Genomic DNA, 18,472 nt, shown 5'->3' on the forward strand with positions numbered 1-18,472 from the left:
ACTAATTTTTGGGAAATTCGCCCATAATTTTAACTATTACTGAATCTATTCCCTTCTTTTCATACAAAGCGTCATAAAATACCGAATAAACTAATATTTTTTTAATATAATTTCTAGTTTGACTAAAAGGAATTGCCTCAATAAAAAGCTCTTTTGATAAATGTCCATAACTTTTTTCCCACTTTCTAACATTACCAATACCCCCATTGTAAGATGCAAGAGCCTTATAAAGGCTGCCAGTTGTCGATATTCTTTTTTTTAAATAATATGTTCCAATTATTATATTATCTTTTGGGGTCTTTAAATCATAATCAAAATATTTAAGTTCTTTAGAAATATCATTAGCTGTTGCCGGCATAATTTGCATAAGACCAACAGCACCAGGCTTTGAGACAGCATTTTTCTCAAAGCTGCTTTCCGCTTTTATTAAAGAAAATACAATGCTAGTTTCAAGTCCACGCCTTTTAGCCCAATATTCTACTAAAGATCCATACAAATAAGGATAAAGCCTTTTATAGTCACTTTCCATTAAAGCAGATTCATCTTGACTTACAAGATAATTAATCACAAGGGTTGCATCGTAATAATTTTCACTCTTTAAAAGTTCATCGTATACTTTTCGATAAAAATCGAGTGAAAATTTATACCCATTCTTAAAATCTTCAGAAATAAAACCTCTAACATAATGACAAAGATTGAATTTTAAAAAACCCTCCAAAAAAATCTCATAATCAGATTGCTCATATTTAACATCAAACCCACTTGTAAAAAATTCATCAATATTTTGATCTAATAAGTATCTGCTCATAAATGAAGAATATGACCATTTATCATAATTAACCGCAGAATGCAAAAGACTCTTATATTCTCCACTTACACTGGGTTTAATTAATTTATGATAAATAAGCCTTGCATTAATAAAGGCAAGCTTAGATAAAATAGAATCAGAAATAACTTTTTTAGCATTAGAATAAAGTTTATAAATGTTGTAATAGTCTTCAAGCTGAATTGATTCCAAAATATACTCTTCTAAAATCTTAATAAAAGTAGAATTTTTTTTATCGCTCTCAGTATAAAACTTAGCTACGCTTTCGGCAAAATAATCTCTGGCACTTTTAGTAAAAATTAAATTACTAAAAGCCGTATTAAGCAAAGTAAGCCTATTAATCTCATTATTAAGATTCACACCTTCAAGATATTCTTTTAAAAGAAGAAAGCCTAAATTATTTTTTCCCTTAACCTTAAGATTTAAAATGCCCAAATAATAATTTTTATATTTACTTTTTATTTTATTAAAAAATGTTAAAGCATTTGAAATTTTACCAGAACTAATAAAAGCCTTATAAACATCGCTTAATACAATATTATTGTCATAATAGTCGCTCAAACCATTTTTATTCAATATATTTATTGCACTATTAAAATTACCATTCGCCACTTCATACTTAAACTTAACAAGATTTAAAAAATTTGCACCAAAATACTTAGACTTATTTTCAATAATAAAATAATCATAAGCTCTTACATGTAAATAATTTGCAGGTAAATTCTCAAAAAGTTTATTAAAATAAATTTTTGACTCACTTACATTAGAAAGATTAAGATAAAGAGCTGCTTTTAATAAAATATTTTCATTTTCTTGATAATCAGAAAATTTCATCTTATCAAGCTTATTTAAAAGACTAAGCGCTTTATCGTTTTTCTTTTGCCAATAAAGACTTTTAAAGTACCCTAATATAATAAATTTATTATTTTCGTATTTTTTATAAAGCCTCTCCCCAATCAATTCAGACGAAAAATAATCTTTTATTGAATTAAAATATTCAATAAGTTTAATTCCAGCAAACTGAGATGAAATATTATCCCCATGATCTATAGCCTTTTTCATATACTCTACAAATTTTTCTTCAAATCCTATTTTTTTAAATAAATAAGCAACATATATGTAAGAACTTGAATCTATGTTAAAATACTTATCAAAATTTTTTTTTGAATAATCAAAATTCCATAACCAATTCAAATTATTTAAATCAAACTCTTTTGAATGCGCCTTAATAAAATCACTGCCTGAAATTTCTTTTTTCACAAAGCAAGAAAATAAACTTAAAAATAAAAAAAGAAAAAGAAAATTGTGCAATACGAAATAACTTCTGTTAAACATATTGATCTTTTCCATATCTCTCAATTTTCTTTTTATCACATTCAAAGCAGTATGAAACAAAATCTCTAGGCTTTAAAATTTTTGAAAAAACTAAAAACAAAGAAAAAAATATCAAAAGAAAAAGAGAAATAAGACTTAAATACAGCATAGGAGAATGCACCGCTCCTTCACCTGAATTTAATTTAAAATTATTTTTAGCTACATCACTCTCAAAATCTTCTCTAAGATCTAGCTCAACATCTTCATCTGAAGTATCTATTAAATCTTTGTCAATATCTGCAATAATGTCTTCAACGCTTAAATCATGCAAATTTTCTTCTTCTGAAGAAAATTCTTCTAATTTTTGTAACTCAAAATTATCAAAATTAAAAGATTCTTCATCAATATACTCTACTTTTTTATTTTCTAAATTAAACTCTTTAGAATCAACCACACTATCATCATTATCATCAAAACTTTCAAAATCTGAATCCTTTGACTCAATTTTTTGATCTTCTTCGTTTTCCAGATCTAAAGAATTAATAGTGGGCATACTTAAATCAGAAATATCTTTTTTAACAAAATCATCTTTCTCTTCAAAATTTAAATCAAATTCAGAACCCAAATTTTCAACAGACAAATCACTGCCAATACCACTACTTTTAAAATCACCTAAAAGGTTATCTTCATTAGATCCTTTAAAAGTTTGATTAAAATCTACAAGACTTAAATCAAACTTCGATTTATCTTGAATCCCATCAGATTCACTATAAACATAAAGTATTTCATCCATAACTTTAAAATAAACATTGACACTCAGGCTTTCCTTTTTTAAATTATCCAAGAAAAAAGAACCAACTAAAAAAGGAACTGAAAAATCTTCATATTCACTAACATAAAAATTCAACTTAATGCTAGTATCACCTGCAATCTTACCCAATATTACTCTCTTAACAGAACTATCATCTAAATTTAAAACCGAATAATATTCATTATTAGATAATTTTATCGCTAAAAACCCTTTCAAAAATTATAACCTCTTTGCTTTATTTTATTTTATTTTATTTTATTGAAACCAAGCTTATATAATAATTATAGTTATCATTATTATTATAACTATAATATAATATAAATAATGTGATGTTCAACTTACAAATTACTTTTATTTTAAGTAAATAACTTTTATTAAAAGTAGCTATGATGATGCAAATTAATGAGATATTTTGAATTTAGGAGCAATACGAGTGTTATCGCTATTTATAGTAATCTCTTCATTAACAGTATTTATTTTAGTATTTTTATTTTTTAAAATAGCATTAAAACTTACAATAGGAAAAACTAGAGGAAAAATAAAAAAAGATGATGAGAGAACACGAAAATTAATCGAAAGAGCAATTTCTCTATTAAAAACAAATCCAAACGAAATAGGTGCTCTTGAAATTTTAAATAATTATTACTATAAAAACAAAGACTATGAAAATGGTATAAAATATGCAAAAAAATTATGCCAATTAATAGAAGACAATCCAATAAGCCAAGAAATAAATACATTTAAAGCTTTTTTAAGTTATGGATTTTATAACCTTAAAAGAAATTTTAACAGGGAAGCCTTAGAATTTTTAAAAAAAGCTTATCTGCTAAAAAAATCAGATGAAGATGCAAATTATTATCTTGGTATAGCATTCTTAAAAAACGAAATGTATAAAGAAGCTCTATACTATCTTACAAAAGTCTACAAGTTTAATAAAAATAATAACGACATCCTAAAACACATAGGAATAGCTTTATTTAATCTAGAAAGCTATAGAAAGGCTGCTGGAATATTTAATAATATAAAAAAACACATACAAGGCGACATTGACGCTCTTTTAGCATATGCTAAGTCTTTGTCAAAAATGAATCAAGATCATCTGGCACTAGAAATTGCTAATAAAATAAAGCAAAAAGATGGAATGATTTATGAGGCTTTATTAATTACATCTGAGATTCATTCAAAAAATAAAGAATTAGAAAAATTAGAACAAAATATTAAAGAAATAATAAAAGTAAAACCTGATTTACCTAAAAAAGTTTTCCTTGAATTATTTTATAATCTTGGAGAACTCCAAATCTCTGTTGAAAATTATCAAAAAGCTACAGAGGCTTTTAGCAAAGTTGAAGATATTGATCCAAATTACAAAAAAATTAAAGAAAAATTAGAATTTAGCAAAAGATTAAACGAAAACATAGCACTAAGAATATATTTGCGCAGTTCAAAAGAAAATTTTGGGAAAATAGCAAATGAAATTATTTTAAAACTATATTTAAATAAATTCCAAGTAAGAGATTCTAAAATAAACGAAATAACATCGCAATTTATTGATATGAATTTTCACTTAGCTAACAATCAGTGGGAAGAAAATTTAATAGTACGCTTTGTAAGAACTGAACAAGATACTTTTGGTGAATTATTCTTAAAAGATTTCATTTCAAAAATAAAAGAAAATAAAATAAAAGGGCTCTGTATTGCTCCATCAAAATTTTCTTTAAAAGCTAAACAAATGATTGAAGGAAGGCTTATTGATTTAGTAGAAGGCAAAAAATTAACTCAAATACTTAAAAAAATTAACATATCCAAATACACATGAAAAATACTACCTTAAATATTTCATAGGATTTTCGGTTTTGCCATTCTTAAAAATGGTAAAATGTAAGTGATTGCCTGTGCTATAACCAGTACTTCCCATATAGCCTATTACCGCTCCCCTTGAAACTTTTTTTCCAACTTTAACAGCAAAAGAATTCAAATGCGCATATAAAGTTTGAAATCCATTACTATGAGAAATAACAATATATTTACCATATCCCCCCGCATTAAATCCCACAGTTACAACAATACCCTCTCTTGAAGCTTTAATGGGAGTATTGGCTAAATTTGCAATATCTATTCCATTGTGAAAGCTAATAACCCCTGTAAACGGATCTGGTCGATAACCATATCCTGAAGTAATAACGCCTTGTACAGGATAAATAAAAGTCTCTCCTAATACCTCTTTTAAAAAATCTTTGGGCAATCTTCCCCCAGGAATAAATAATTTTTGCCCTAAAAATAAAACTTCATTATCAAGATTATTAGAATCTAAAATATCCACCTTGGGAACATTATAAGCACTAGCTATAGATGAAATAGAATCATTTTTTTTAACAACATAAACAATCCCTTTCATATTAGGAACTTTAATAACTGAATTTGGCTTAATATTTCTTACATCTTTAATTTCATTAAAAGAAATTAAAGTTTCACTGGTTATCTGATATCTAGCTGCAACATGAGAGAGAGTCTCTCCAGGCTTAATTTTATGGTCAAACACCTTTAATACAAAATTTTTTTTAAATCCAGGAACATTTGAAGAAACATTAGATTCAAGCAAATAACTACTAATTTGCGCTATATCTTGATCACTATAATATAAAAATGTATCAATAAAATAATCTTTGGGGAAAGTGAGTCTATTTAAAAAAATATACGAACCATAGTAAGAAAAAATATTAATATAAAATATTAATATAAAAATAAAAATTATTGCATTAACCTTAAAAACAAGCTTATAATCAAATTTTAAGCTAAAAATGTCAAAAACTTTCTCTTTAAAGCTCTTATAATAATATTTATATTCATAATGATTAATATTTTGTATTTTAAACTTATAGAAAAATAAAGAAGCTTTTTTAAAAAAGTTTTTAAACTTGAAAGCTTTTTTTCTTCTTTTGCCAATATTCCTAATATTGGCAAAATCCTTTAATTCAAAATCAATATTCTTTTTGTTATTGAATAAAAAATTTTTTTTACGTTTTTCTACCCTTTGCTTCTTTTTTGATATAATCATAACATGCTATTTCATTATACAATGGAAAATTGCATTTTAATGAAAGCATTGTTTAAAAGTTATGAGAATATTTAAAGCTCACAAATATGAACTGGTGTCAATTTTAGCTGCTTCTTTATTTTTAATGACTTTAATAAAGTTGTTCTTATCATTTTACATAGTAAAAGGCGAATCAATGACCCCAACAATATTTGAAAAAAATTGGATTGTAAGTCACAAATTTGAATATGGACTTAGACTTAAAAATCACAAAAAATACCTTTTATTATGGAAAAACCCAAAAAAAAATGAAATGGTGCTTATTAAAGATCCTATAACAAACAAAATTGCCATTAAAAAAATATTTGCAATTCCAGGAGAGAAATTTAAACAAATAGAAAAAAATAAAATATGCATACATGACTTAAGCTTTAAAATAGATGAAAATGTTTTAAAAAAAAATACTAAAAAAATTCCTGATAATCACTATTTAGTCATAGGAGAAAATAAACAGACTTCATTAGACTCAAGGGATTACGGATTTGTAAAAATTGATAACATATTGGGAAAAATAATTTATTACTTTTAAAAAAACTTTTTCCTTTAAGTCTTTAATCAATAATACTTGTAAAAGTATTTGAAAGACTGTCTCTTGCTACACTGTCAGATGAACTTGTAATTTTTATTTCAATAAAATTAGAAGAATTTGTCGCCAAATCTTTAGCATTAACACTCAAAATACCACTTTCATTTAAAGTAAAAAGTACCTCTATTTTGGGAACTCCTTTTAAAGCTTTTTGAATATTACCAAAAGAAAACCTACCTATAGAATAATTCAAAGAAGCCTTTTTATATTCACCTTGAAGTATATGAATCTCAATTTCATCTTGATAATCATTGGTGGTCGTAAATAGCTTGCTCCTAGAAATTGGCAAAGCAGTATTTCTCTCTATTAAAGTAAAAAACCCATTACCCCTTATCTCAAGCCCAAGAGAATAAGGAGTCACATCTTTAAACTTAATAACAGAGTCATTTCTAGAAAGACTAAAAGCATGAATACCTGCACCAATAGCTACAACTTCATCTTGATTTAAAGAATCTAAAATCGAAACAGAAGGAAAAGATTCTTTTAAAACTTGTTCAATCAAGGGAATCCTTGTTGAACCACCAGAAAGTATGATTTTCGAAATACTATTAATATCAACTCCAGAATCAGCAATACATTCCATAGATAATTGAATAGTTTTGTCAACATATTCACTTATCATTGAATTAAATTCACTCCTTTTAAGCTTATAATTTAAATGCTTGCCATCTAGGAAAAGCAAAGTAATGTCAACCTCTTCCATGACAGATAAATTTTTTTTACCCTCTTCAATTCGTTCTCTTAACTGTTCAAGAAGCAAAACATCTTCTAAATTAAAATCGGGATATTCGTTTTTAAAACTATCTAAAACATGCTTTTCGATAATTTTATTAAAATCATTACCCCCAAGTCGACCTTGTCCCTTAACCGAAAGAACAGTATAAGTATCACTTTGTTTTTCCATAAGAGTTACATCAAAAGTTCCACCTCCAAGATCATAAATAAGAAAAATTCCATCAATCTGTTTTTCAAAAGCATAAGCAATAGCAGCTGCAGTTGGCTCATTAAGTATAGCCTTACAATTCAAACCAGCAAAATTTGCAGCCTCAACAACACCTCTCCTTTGAATCTCGGAAAAATATGCAGGAACTGTTATTACAGCATTTTCAATCTCTTCATCTAAAAATTTTTCAGCATTCTTTTTGACACTAGAAAGTAAATGTGCTGAAAGATATTCTGCTCTATAAAATTCGCCATCTACTTTATAAAAAGTATTAGAACCTATATTAGTCTTAAAATCATAGAACGTTTTTTGAGGATTAACTAATATTTGATTTTTAGCGGCACTCCCAACAAGAACATCCTTATCTGAAAAAGAAACAATAGAAGGGGTCATTCGTTCACCCCTTTCATTTAATATTATCTTAGAACTAACATCAAAATACGATGCTACAGTATTTGTGGTTCCAAGATCAATACCTATCCATTTTTTCATGAATACCTCCCCTATGTATTGAAACAATTAGCTCAACTTCACCTAGATCTAGCTTAAACTTTTTAGCAATAGCCTCAAAAGACATACCTTGTTCATGGAGTAAAATAATCTGATTGCGAACATTATAACTTTCTTTTATTATGTTTTTTTCAATAGTAGGTATAGAATAGTCCAAATTACTTTTATAAATTCCATCACCCTTAGATCCAAAACTAGAAGAACTATTCCCAGGAATAGAACTGTTGTTAAACCCCAACAATCTCTGATCAAGAATTTCAATTCTCTCGTCAACCTCTTTAATGATTCTATTTAAACTTTCAATTTTTATTTCAATAATATTTATATTTCTATCCGTAGCTTGATTGATTTCAATAATTGTTTTATCTACCTCACTTTTAAACTTTCTAAGTATGCTATTAGATTTTATTTTCAAATTAACATACACATGAAAATATATAAAAACAAATATAATTAAAATAAGATAAAAAACAACAAACATACAAAAGCCCTAAAACATTTTATCTCTTAAGGTTAACATTTTTACCAATTTTAGGATCCTCAAATTTACCAGAATATAAACTCAGCATTGCCCTATCTTCATTTTTATTTTTTTTTACTGGAAATGAAAGCAAAAAATTATTCTCAACTTTACTAATTGCACACACATTACTAACCTCAAAATCAGTATGATAATTTCTTAAAAATCTAAACCTAGTATTTTGATTTTGATTAATTCTTAATCTTTTGCGCTTTTCATATTCACTTAAAAGTTGTCTAGCCTTAAAAGAACTAACAACAGACATTTTTAAAACTTTATATGCATCCATATCTAAATCCTTATATTAAAGATCTTCACCCAGACTTATAAGGAATATAAGTCATAACTTTAATATAATTATCATCTTCTACAAAAGTAACATTGCTATAATCTTTTGAAAGCTCATAAAAAGCATTTTTAATATAAAGCTTAACACCCGAATAAGCTATATTTTCAACAGAAACTTTACCCTCTATCTTAGTATTTTCAAGCTCATTTTGTAAATCAATTCGCTTTCTCTCTATCATTTTTATTTCCATTCTAAGAATTTTACCCTCATTAACAAATTCATTGTAACTATCAATCTTTAAAGATTTTTCTGCCTTATCTGTAATGAGCACAATATTCTTTTTTAAAGCAATAATATCTTTAGTTAAAACTTCTAGTCGCTTTTCAATCTTTTCAAGATGGTTATTAAACCTAGTTAGTAAATCTTTAATTTCAGGATCATGACCAACATCAATACAGGTTTCACAACTTCTATCAGAACCTATAGAATATGCTCTAACCTCTTCTTTAGCATAAACATTAGAACCAACTATTTTTGATTTTTTGCCGATGCAAAGAACTCTCTTTTTAGAAGAAACTGAAGAATTCACAATGCCCCTTAAAACTTCAACTTCTCCACCACAACTTAAAGTAACATTTTCTAAAAACTTAGCTCTAATATTGCCCCGTGCATAAATTTTAGAATCACCTTTACCATTTACACCACTATGAAAAATAATAGATCCATCCGTTTTTAAATTGCACCGACCCACCAATCCTTTTACTTCTATTCCACTTTTAGCCATAATGTTGTATCCATCTAAAATATTGCCCTGAACAAGGACCATTCCATTATTTACTATATCTCCAGTAGCAGGTCCAACATCACCTTTGACTAAATAAACATTGTGAACAGATATTACACCATCTGAAACAGACATATATCCATTACATTTTGCACGAATTTTATAACCATCTCTAAAAGTATTTTCACCTAAAACAAAATTAATATCTTGTCCACTCTCTGATTTTAACATTTTGCCAAAAACGGTATAACCGTCTATACCTTTTTCAAAAGGAATAATTCTAGCCAATTCCTCGCCTTCAATAACATTCCTAAATCCTATGCTTGAAACTTCATATTCACCAAGTCTATTATTCTCATCAACAATAAAATCAATATAAGAATCCTTGCCCTTTACTGGTTCTAACCCCTTTGCAAGTTCAATAGGCTCACCATAAACAGGATAATCCACAAATTTTGCTACTTTATCCTTAAGTATTGCAATATCTATTACTCCATATTTTCTAAGGATATTGAAAATATCTTGCGCAAAAATTTCAGCTCCATTAATTCCAGGCGTAGTAAATTCAATAGTAACTGACATTGAATTTTCTGATATTTGAACCATCATTGTAACATTTTCAGAAGGATCAGATTCAAAATCAGCAATTTTTTCATAGTATCCACTAGCATTCTCAACTATACCTTTCACAATGTCTTTATCGAAGTTTTCAATATTGCTATGTAATTCTAATTTAGAAAGAACATCTTGATACTTAATAGAAATTCCCTGTCCCTTCGATGGAATAACCTTTAAAAATACACCCTTAGAAGATTTTCTGATAAAAAATTCACCATCCGTTGAAATTATTTTTTCTTCTCCTGAATCATCTCTTGAATCAAGAGACACTTTAGGCTTGCTAGAAGAATTTCTATAGGCAACTATTCTCCATTTTTTCTTTCCATATCCTAATATGCCATTACTACCTTTTAACAAAATTTCATAGTCTAATTCTTTATAAGGCACTGAAAGCTCTAAAGAAGCATCATTTAAGGCTTCTTCAAGAGTATCTGCTTCTATTTCTATAAAATCAACATTATTTTCTCTTTCCAAGTAACCTCGCATTTTATCACAAAGTTCAGAAAAATTTATAACCCTACCATCCATATTTATTCCTTTTTGCTCATTAAAGTTTTAATAGCATCTGCAACAACTTTTGGATCATTATCTTCAATAAATGATATTTTTTTAATCTTGCCAATTCCCTTACCCATGTCTTCAGTATCAAATTTGTACTTTTTAACCTCTTCTATAAAATCAACATTACTACTGTTATTTTGAGAATTTTCATAAAGAGAATTTTTATTTTGAAAATCAAGATTTTCGTTCAAATCCTTATGAACCTTATTATCATCTTGAAGCTTATTTTCCATATTACCAGACAATTCTGCTGAAAAAAGATTCGATAAATATTTCTTGTAGATAAACTCAATTAAAAGTCCAATAACAAAAAAAAATACAAACTGCAAAAAAGACCTTACTAAGATTGTAAAAAATGGCAAACCAAAAAATAAACCTAAAATTGACGAAATAAAAAATGCCGACAAACTAGCTAATAAAATGTACTTTAATTCCCTACTAACAAACATAATGTCCTACTATTCCACACCAAAAAATCTTAATATAAAGCCTATAACACCCCTTCTTTTTCTGCTATCTAGAGAAACCTCTTCAAGAGTAGCAACAATAGAATCAAGACAATAACTAGCTTTGCTATTTGGATTTACCAAAACAAAAGGTTTTTGCTTAAAAACAGAACTCCTAACATTTTGATCCTCATAAATATATCCCAAATAATCAATATTTAAATTTAAAAATTGCCCTGAAATATCTATAACCTTTTTGGCAACCCCCTTAGCCTCACTAACATTAGCTACTCTATTAACAATAAGTCTTAAATTTTTCAAATTCTCCATCTTATAAGACAATACCTTTATTATTCCATAAGCATCCGTAATCGAAGTAGGCTCTGGGGTAGTAACAATAACAACATCGTCACTGGAAAGCAAAAACGAAATAACTTGTCTTGAAATCCCAGCACTAGTGTCTATTACAACTATATCATATTCATATATTTTTAATAATTCTTTTATAAATTTATTAACATCAACATCAGAGAGATCTAAAAGCTCCATTGTACCAGAAGCACCGGCTAAAAGATCAATATTGTACTCTGTCTTTGTTATTACTTCCCTAATATCACGACTTTGAGCAATCATATGATATATGCTGTACTTGGGAATAACACCAAGCAAAATATTAACATTAGCCATTCCAATGTCAGCATCTAGTATTAATACCTTTTTGCCAAGCTCAGAATATTTAAGAGCAAGTCCAATTGCAATATTGCTTTTGCCAACACCGCCTTTACCACTACTAACAGCAATAAATCTTGTTTTACTGTTTTGAACTTTCTCATCAACTGAAAAATTAAATTTACCATTTAATCTCATCATATCTCTTAAACTTTGAGCTTGATCTTCCATTATAACTTTCCTTAATAATAAGATTTACTTTTTATTTTCTTAATAAACTCTGCATCATCGCTTATTCTGTAGCCATTTATTCTTCTAATAAAAGTAAGTGGTTCTGCAACACTGATATTATGAGGAACAATTTGCCCATCCGTAACATAAGAAACTACTTTCTTCATTTCATAAATCAAACTTATCAAATTTCCAACACAAGTGGTTTCATCCACTTTGGTAAAAATTACAGTTTTATAATTAAAAGGAGAGAATTGGTGAAATATTTCTTTAACATCTGATGTTTTTGTAGTAGAACTCACAGCCAAATGAAATTCAGCATCTCTTCCACAAGCATTAAGAAGCTCCTTCATCTCAGCAAGCTTCATAAAATCTTTAGGACTTTTGCCAATTGTATCAACAAGTATAAGATCAAAATCCTTTGAATCAGTAATTTCATCTTTTAAATCTTTAAAAGACTCAATTGCTCTAACCGGAATACCCATAATATCACCATAAGTTTGAATTTGTTTTTTAGCTCCAATACGATAATTATCAATAGTAATAATTTTAATATTCAAACTCTTAGATTCTCCATTAATACCATAAATTGCTGCAAGTTTCGCAATTGTGGTGGTCTTTCCAACACCTGTTGGACCAACTAAAATAAAAACCCTTTTCTTAAGATCATCAATAATAGATCCTGAACATTTAATTGTTTTTGCAATATACAAAACAACATCCTCTCTAACTCTCTCATAATCATCAAGATCTGACAAACTGAATTCTCTCTTAATAAACTCATTAATGTCTTTAATATAATTTTCAGAAAAATCATTTTCTCTTAAAATATCTTCAATTTTTGTAATTGTTGGGTGGTTAATATTTTCCTTTTTTTGAGCAAGTTCTGTTTTAAGAGACTTAACTTCTTTGAGCACATCTTCAATTGAAGAATTTTCTTCTCTTTTAATGCTTTGAAGGATTTTTCGCTTTTCATCCTCAACATTAATCTGCTGATTACCAATGTCGTATCTAACATAACCTGAGACCTCAACCCAATCTTTACTAAACAAACCTAAAATCCCTCCATGAGGAATAGTTTTATAGGTCATAACCCTAGCATTCTTACCATATTTTTTCTTAATTATTTCTATAACTTCATTATAAGTTGGACCTTTTTCTGTAAAATATTGAACCATAATATTATTCTTCAACCTCTACTGTTTTAAGAACATTAACTTTAATATTTTGGGGAACCTCTAAAACAGACATAACAACAAGTTCTGGGATCTCTCTACTTGTTATCACTTTTATTATAGGTCTTGACGATTCGCTTGAGAGAATAACTGGATAAAACCCTTCTGCTTGAACCTCGTTTACAATTTTGAAAAGTTCATAAATAAATTTAGTTTTCAAATTAGGATCAATTGAACTTATAAGATCGTGATTAGATTCTATACGAGAATCAATTATTATTTGCTCAAAACTGGGGTTTAAGGTTATTACATTAAGCTCAGAATTTAAGTCTAAATATCCACTAGCTATCTGTCTTCCAACTGCTTGTCTACATTTTTCAATCAAGAAAAATGTATCCTTAGTAATACTTGTGAAATCTGCAATTGTTTCAAAAATTGTAACCAAATTGCGAATTGAAACCTGCTCTTTTAAAAGGCCCTGCAAAACCCTTTGAATCTCTCCAACTGAAAAATTCTTAAGAACCTCTTCAACAATAGCCCCATAATCTTTCTTAAAAACATCAAGGGTATTTTGAACATCTTGACGAGTCAAAATTTCGTAAGAATGTCTTTTAATAAGTTCTGTCATATGAGTAGCAATAATAGAAGGGGGATCAACAACAGTATATCCCAATTTTTCAGCAGTTTCTCGACCATCATCATTTACCCAAAGAGAAGGAAGTCCAAATGAAGGATCTTTAACTAGATCTCCATCTATTCCAGAATCAAGACCAATATTTATCACTAAAAATTTACCAAGCTTAATCTCACCTCGCCCAACTTCAACTCCTCTTAGTTTAAAAGAATAAGCATTGGGCTCAAGCCGCATATTGTCAACTATTCTAATCTTAGGCACAACTATTCCAAATTCAAATGCAATCTCGCGCCTTATCTTAACAATACGATCAAGTAGTTCAGAGGTTTTTGTATCATCAACTATTGGAACAAGATTATATCCAATCTCAAGAGCTAATGGATCAAGGGGAACAACAGGCGCAACATCTTTATCTAAATAAATTGCCGCTTGCTCTTCTTCCAGTTTCATTTTTTCATTAATTTCTTCTCTACTTTTTATGCCTGAAAGAGAATAAGCTAAAAATGCAATTAGCAAACTTAAAAAAATAAGAATTAAAGTTGGAAATCCAGGAAGAAAAGCTAAAAAAAACAAAAATCCAGAAACAATCCAATAAATTCCTAAATGATTTGTGAATTGCTCAAAAATCTCGCCACCAAAACTATTTTTTGAAATTGACCTAGTAACAATTAAACCTGTAGCTGTTGAAATTAAAAGGGCCGGTAATTGAGACACAAGCCCATCACCAACCGTCAATGAAACATAATTATTAAGAGCTTCATTAAAGTTAAGACCTTGTAAAGTTATTCCTACCAACAAACCGCCAAGAATATTTATAAGGGTTATCAAAAATCCAACCTTAACGTTTCCCGACACAAACTTAGAAGCTCCATCCATTGCGCCATAAAAATTGACTTCGGATTGTAAATCATTTTTTTGCCTTGTAGCCTCTTCTTCTGTCAAATTTCCAGAACTATAAGCAGAATCAATTGCCATTTGCTTACCAGGAAGCGCATCAAGAGCAAATCGAGCTGCAACTTCAGCTACCCTTGTTGCTCCTTTGGTAATTACAATGAATTGAACAGCAATGATTATTATAAATATTATAAATCCAACAACAAGTCCTTGAATTCCAGAACTACCTACAACAAATGTGCCAAATGTTCTTATCATTTGCCCATCAAAATTTATACCCTTAGTTAAAATTAATCTAGTAGAAGAAATATTAAGGACAAGTCCAAAAATAGTCATCACAAGTAACAAAGTGGGAAAAACAGAGAAATCTAGAGATCTCTTGGAATAAAGAACAATTAAAATAATTAAAAGACTTATTACTAGATTAACCGTAATCAAAACATCCAAAATAACCGCAGGAAGGGGTAAAATAAACCCGGCAACAATAAATATCAAACCAACTGAAATTATTAAATCAGACTTATTATTAAGCCCTAAATATCCTAATATAGAATTTTTTCTAGCATCCAACAATAGAACCTCTAATTAAACTTTTTAGTAATAGAATATACTCTCACAAGAATTTTTGAAACAACCTCCCAATATTCTCTTGGAATCTCTTCATTAACCTTAACATTAGCATAAAGCGCTCTTGCAAGCAGTTTATTTTCCATTAAAGGGACATTATTTTCTCTTGCAATTTTTTTAATTGTGAGAGCCATTTCATCCTGACCTTTTGCAAGTACCCTTGGAGCTAGCATTGTTTCGCTATCCCATTTAATAGCAACCGCAAAATGTTCTGGATTTGTAATTACTACATCTGCTTGAGGAACAGCTACTCTTAAATTAGTACTTAAAACAACCCTCATTCTCTCTTTTATTCTAGATCGAAGTAAAGGATCACCTTCCATTTCCTTTCTCTCCTGCTTTACCTCTTCTTTTGTCATTTTCAAACTCTCAATGTATTGAGATCTTTGAAACAAATAATCAAACACTCCGACAATTGCCAAAAATATTACTGAGAAAAAACATATCTTATAGGCAAGCACTAACACAATAGAAATCCCAGTCTGAAGCGTATACTCCGAAAGCTTAGAAATTTTGCCTATATTGTTTTCTATAATAAAATAGAATATTAAGCATATTATAACAACTTTTAACAAACTTTTAAACAAATTGAAAAAAGCCCCAGCTGAAAAAAAAGAATTTTTTGCCCACCTGGAAAAATTAAAACTAATTTTATCCCACTTTGGCTCTAAAGATTTAAAAGTAATAAAAAAGCCTACTTGAACAATATTCACAAAAAAATTAACAGCTAAGGATGCAAAAAAAAACAAAACGACATAACCCATGATGGATCTAATATATGCAAAACCCATAGCATAAATACTCATCTTCATAACTTCAGGAAGCTTGCTAGCCTGCTCTTTGAAAACAGCTACTAAATCTAAAGCAAAATAAGAAAGCATGAAAAAAAATAATGCAGATAACAATAAAAGACCAACAGCGGTATTAATTTCAGCAGACTTTAATACCCGTCCTTCTTCTCTTGCTTTTTGCTTTTTCTGGTCAGTGGGTAATTCGGTTCTTCCTTCATCATCTGCAGAAAAAAAATCAAGGGGAATATACCAACTTTTAATCAAAAATTCATCTTTTTTCATTATTTTAAAACTCTAGAAAACAATTTTAAAAAACTGGCAAGAGAATCTAAGGAAAGCTCAATCACTCTTTTTGAAGATATTGCTAAGCTTGGAAATCCAATATATAAAATTAACAGCCCTAAAAATAGCGAAGTTGAAAAACTAATTATTAATAAATTAATCTGGGGTGATGCTTTTGAAAGTATTCCCAATACCAAATAAAAAAGTAAAAGCAAAGACAATATTGGAAACGAAATTAATAAAGCTTTCTCAAAAAGAAATCCAAAAGACATAAACAAAAGCTTGATAAATTCTGAATTTCTCATATTTACCAAATGTTCAACCCTAATGTTCAAAACAGAATCATGTATGCCAATCACAAAAAACCGAAGTAAAAAATCGCTTGACAAGAACAAAAGCAAAAATAAATAAGCAAAAATTTGCGAAATAACCATACTATCTTCTTCTGAAAAGATATCAAAAACATTTGCATAAGCAAGCCCAATTTGATTCGAAAAGAAAAATCCAACTAAATGAAAAACATTGAAAATTATACTAACAAAAAATGCCTGAATAAGGCCTAAAATAGCTTCTCCTAATAAAATTAACACAAAAGAAAACATATTATCTAAAGGATAAGTAACTTTAATCTTTTCAACAATAATTACAGAGAGAATCAAAGAAAAGAAAAAATTAAAATATCCAATTTTTATTGTTGAAAAAAATGGAGAAAATTTTAAAAACATAAAAATTCTAACCAACACAGGTAAAATTGTAAAAGATTTTAAAACCAAAAAATTCAAATTCAAAATTTCATCCAAATAATATAATATTATAATTTAAAGTCATAAATTAAACATTTTGCAATTGATTAAAAATCATATAAGTAAATTGTATAAGCTTATTTAAAATCCAAGGACCAAAAATCACAATAGTTAAAAGTATAACAATAATCTTTGGAATAAAACTTAAAGTTTGATCTTGAATTGAAGTAATAGCTTGAAAAATTGAAATCAAAAGACCAACTATAAGAGCTATAATCAACATTGGAGCTGATAAGATAATAATGTTTTCAATAGAAATTCTAATTAAATAAAGAATGTGTCCTGCAGTCATATATACCCTACATAAAACTTTTAATAAGGCCACTAGTAATTAAAGTCCAGCCATCTACCATTACAAAAAGAATCAACTTAAAAGGCAAAGATATCATTACAGGAGGTAACATTATCATGCCCATAGCCATTAAAACAGAAGCAACAATAATGTCTAAAACTATAAAGGGTAAAAATATTAAAATTCCCATCTTGAAGGCCACTTTAAGCTCATGCAAAATAAAAGCTGCAATTAAAACATGTGTTGGTACTTCGCTAAAATTTTTTGGTCGATCATAATTACTAATACTCATAAATAACCTAATCTCTTCATGGCTCCCATCAGACATTTGTTTATACATAAAAATTCTAAGAGGCGCAATTCCTTTGTTATAAAATTCATCAAAATTTATTTTCGACTCTTTAAGAGGCAAATAAGCTTGTTTATATATAACATTAAAAGTTGGCCACATAGTAAAAATAGTTAAAAACAAAGCCAATCCCATTATTATCTGAGTAGGAGGAGATTGTTGAAGAGATAAAGCACGTCTAATAAAATCTAAAACTATGGATATTCTCAAAAACGAAGTCATTAAAACTAAAAATGCTGGAGAAAGAGTAATAATGGTTAATAGAATCAAAAGCTGCAAAGAAAAAGCTATCTCTGAACCACTAATATTTTCAAAATTTAAAAACGGAAAATTAAGACCTTTGGTGGCCTGCAAAGATTTTGTTTGCGCAAAAGATAAACTTGTTACACTAAAAAATAAAAAAAAATTAAAACACTTTCTCAA

17 protein-coding genes are annotated in these 18,472 nt (G+C 28.3%); 2 read left to right on the plus strand and 15 right to left on the minus strand.

Annotated features, from left to right (window positions below):
• Position 1 precedes the first annotated feature (1 nt).
• Together BVAVS116_RS01285 and BVAVS116_RS01290 are read right to left on the minus strand one after the other, a co-directional pair.
• Entirely contained in the window at positions 2–2,161 is a 2,160-nt protein-coding gene (locus BVAVS116_RS01285; protein WP_040351361.1) for a flagellar assembly lytic transglycosylase, read from the minus strand.
• Positions 2,154–3,167, minus strand: a complete 1,014-nt coding sequence (locus tag BVAVS116_RS01290) for a hypothetical protein (protein ID WP_006068743.1) — start codon at positions 3,165–3,167, stop codon at positions 2,154–2,156. The genes BVAVS116_RS01285 and BVAVS116_RS01290 overlap by 8 nt, the downstream gene beginning before the upstream one ends.
• A gap of 217 nt (positions 3,168–3,384) precedes the next feature.
• Here BVAVS116_RS01290 and BVAVS116_RS01295 point away from each other — a divergent pair, with 217 nt between their 5' ends.
• Positions 3,385–4,767 carry a tetratricopeptide repeat protein gene (locus BVAVS116_RS01295; protein WP_006068601.1) on the plus strand — a complete coding sequence of 461 codons (1,383 nt, stop codon included), beginning with the start codon at positions 3,385–3,387 and terminating at the stop codon, positions 4,765–4,767.
• 6 nt (positions 4,768–4,773) lie between these two features.
• Here the strand turns inward: BVAVS116_RS01295 and BVAVS116_RS01300 are convergent, their stop codons facing one another.
• Positions 4,774–6,006 (minus strand): M23 family metallopeptidase, encoded by a 1,233-nt coding sequence (locus BVAVS116_RS01300; protein WP_006068656.1) that lies wholly within the window; start codon positions 6,004–6,006, stop codon positions 4,774–4,776.
• A 61-nt stretch (positions 6,007–6,067) separates the two neighbouring features.
• On the opposite strand from BVAVS116_RS01300, the gene lepB reads away from it, so the two are divergent.
• Positions 6,068–6,574 (plus strand): signal peptidase I, encoded by a 507-nt coding sequence (gene lepB / locus BVAVS116_RS01305; protein ID WP_006068715.1) that lies wholly within the window; start codon positions 6,068–6,070, stop codon positions 6,572–6,574.
• Between the two features lie 22 nt (positions 6,575–6,596).
• Here the strand turns inward: lepB and BVAVS116_RS01310 are convergent, their stop codons facing one another.
• The 12 genes from BVAVS116_RS01310 to fliP are packed head-to-tail and all read right to left on the minus strand — an operon-like array spanning position 6,597 to position 18,472.
• Complete coding sequence (locus BVAVS116_RS01310) at positions 6,597–8,066, minus strand: Hsp70 family protein (RefSeq protein ID WP_006068877.1); 1,470 nt, start codon at positions 8,064–8,066, stop codon at positions 6,597–6,599.
• Positions 8,044–8,565, minus strand: coding sequence for a hypothetical protein (locus BVAVS116_RS01315; RefSeq protein WP_006068341.1), 522 nt, complete (start codon positions 8,563–8,565; stop codon positions 8,044–8,046). The genes BVAVS116_RS01310 and BVAVS116_RS01315 overlap by 23 nt, the downstream gene beginning before the upstream one ends.
• A gap of 19 nt (positions 8,566–8,584) precedes the next feature.
• Positions 8,585–8,893 carry a hypothetical protein gene (locus BVAVS116_RS01320; RefSeq protein ID WP_006068510.1) on the minus strand — a complete coding sequence of 103 codons (309 nt, stop codon included), beginning with the start codon at positions 8,891–8,893 and terminating at the stop codon, positions 8,585–8,587.
• A gap of 25 nt (positions 8,894–8,918) precedes the next feature.
• Positions 8,919–10,823: a FapA family protein gene (locus BVAVS116_RS01325; protein WP_006068251.1), complete on the minus strand. Its 1,905-nt coding sequence runs from the start codon at positions 10,821–10,823 to the stop codon at positions 8,919–8,921.
• A gap of 2 nt (positions 10,824–10,825) precedes the next feature.
• On the minus strand, positions 10,826–11,305 hold the full coding sequence (locus tag BVAVS116_RS01330; RefSeq protein WP_006068814.1) for a hypothetical protein: 480 nt from the start codon (positions 11,303–11,305) through the stop codon (positions 10,826–10,828).
• A 9-nt stretch (positions 11,306–11,314) separates the two neighbouring features.
• Positions 11,315–12,202: a MinD/ParA family protein gene (locus tag BVAVS116_RS01335; RefSeq protein ID WP_006068738.1), complete on the minus strand. Its 888-nt coding sequence runs from the start codon at positions 12,200–12,202 to the stop codon at positions 11,315–11,317.
• 11 nt (positions 12,203–12,213) lie between these two features.
• Positions 12,214–13,380, minus strand: coding sequence for a flagellar biosynthesis protein FlhF (flhF, locus tag BVAVS116_RS01340; protein ID WP_006068785.1), 1,167 nt, complete (start codon positions 13,378–13,380; stop codon positions 12,214–12,216).
• Positions 13,381–13,384: 4 nt separating this feature from the next.
• Positions 13,385–15,478, minus strand: a complete 2,094-nt coding sequence (gene flhA / locus BVAVS116_RS01345) for a flagellar biosynthesis protein FlhA (RefSeq protein WP_095456318.1) — start codon at positions 15,476–15,478, stop codon at positions 13,385–13,387.
• Between the two features lie 8 nt (positions 15,479–15,486).
• Entirely contained in the window at positions 15,487–16,605 is a 1,119-nt protein-coding gene (flhB, locus tag BVAVS116_RS01350; protein ID WP_006068607.1) for a flagellar biosynthesis protein FlhB, read from the minus strand.
• Positions 16,605–17,393: a flagellar biosynthetic protein FliR gene (fliR, locus tag BVAVS116_RS01355; RefSeq protein ID WP_006068406.1), complete on the minus strand. Its 789-nt coding sequence runs from the start codon at positions 17,391–17,393 to the stop codon at positions 16,605–16,607. The genes flhB and fliR overlap by 1 nt, the downstream gene beginning before the upstream one ends.
• Before the next feature lie 43 nt (positions 17,394–17,436).
• Positions 17,437–17,700: a flagellar biosynthesis protein FliQ gene (fliQ, locus tag BVAVS116_RS01360; RefSeq protein ID WP_006068297.1), complete on the minus strand. Its 264-nt coding sequence runs from the start codon at positions 17,698–17,700 to the stop codon at positions 17,437–17,439.
• A gap of 7 nt (positions 17,701–17,707) precedes the next feature.
• A complete protein-coding gene (gene fliP / locus BVAVS116_RS01365) occupies positions 17,708–18,472 on the minus strand; it encodes a flagellar type III secretion system pore protein FliP (protein ID WP_006068347.1) in 765 nt (254 codons plus the stop codon).

Source organism: Borreliella valaisiana VS116, assembly GCF_000170955.2.
GTDB classification, from domain to species: domain Bacteria; phylum Spirochaetota; class Spirochaetia; order Borreliales; family Borreliaceae; genus Borreliella; species Borreliella valaisiana.

Excerpts from the sequence above, each read along its gene's own strand:
- BVAVS116_RS01300 (WP_006068656.1), bottom strand. The coding sequence starts at position 6,006 with ATGATTATATCAAAAAAGAAGCAAAGGGTAGAAAAACGTAAAAAAAAT.
- BVAVS116_RS01285 (WP_040351361.1), bottom strand. The coding sequence starts at position 2,161 with ATGTTTAACAGAAGTTATTTCGTATTGCACAATTTTCTTTTTCTTTTT.
- BVAVS116_RS01320 (WP_006068510.1), bottom strand. The coding sequence starts at position 8,893 with ATGGATGCATATAAAGTTTTAAAAATGTCTGTTGTTAGTTCTTTTAAG.
- BVAVS116_RS01335 (WP_006068738.1), bottom strand. The coding sequence starts at position 12,202 with ATGGAAGATCAAGCTCAAAGTTTAAGAGATATGATGAGATTAAATGGT.
- BVAVS116_RS01315 (WP_006068341.1), bottom strand. The coding sequence starts at position 8,565 with ATGTTTGTTGTTTTTTATCTTATTTTAATTATATTTGTTTTTATATAT.
- BVAVS116_RS01310 (WP_006068877.1), bottom strand. The coding sequence starts at position 8,066 with ATGAAAAAATGGATAGGTATTGATCTTGGAACCACAAATACTGTAGCA.
- fliQ (WP_006068297.1), bottom strand. The coding sequence starts at position 17,700 with ATGACTGCAGGACACATTCTTTATTTAATTAGAATTTCTATTGAAAAC.
- BVAVS116_RS01325 (WP_006068251.1), bottom strand. The coding sequence starts at position 10,823 with ATGGATGGTAGGGTTATAAATTTTTCTGAACTTTGTGATAAAATGCGA.
- lepB (WP_006068715.1), top strand. The coding sequence starts at position 6,068 with ATGAGAATATTTAAAGCTCACAAATATGAACTGGTGTCAATTTTAGCT.
- flhB (WP_006068607.1), bottom strand. The coding sequence starts at position 16,605 with ATGAAAAAAGATGAATTTTTGATTAAAAGTTGGTATATTCCCCTTGAT.
- flhF (WP_006068785.1), bottom strand. The coding sequence starts at position 13,380 with ATGGTTCAATATTTTACAGAAAAAGGTCCAACTTATAATGAAGTTATA.
- BVAVS116_RS01330 (WP_006068814.1), bottom strand. The coding sequence starts at position 11,305 with ATGTTTGTTAGTAGGGAATTAAAGTACATTTTATTAGCTAGTTTGTCG.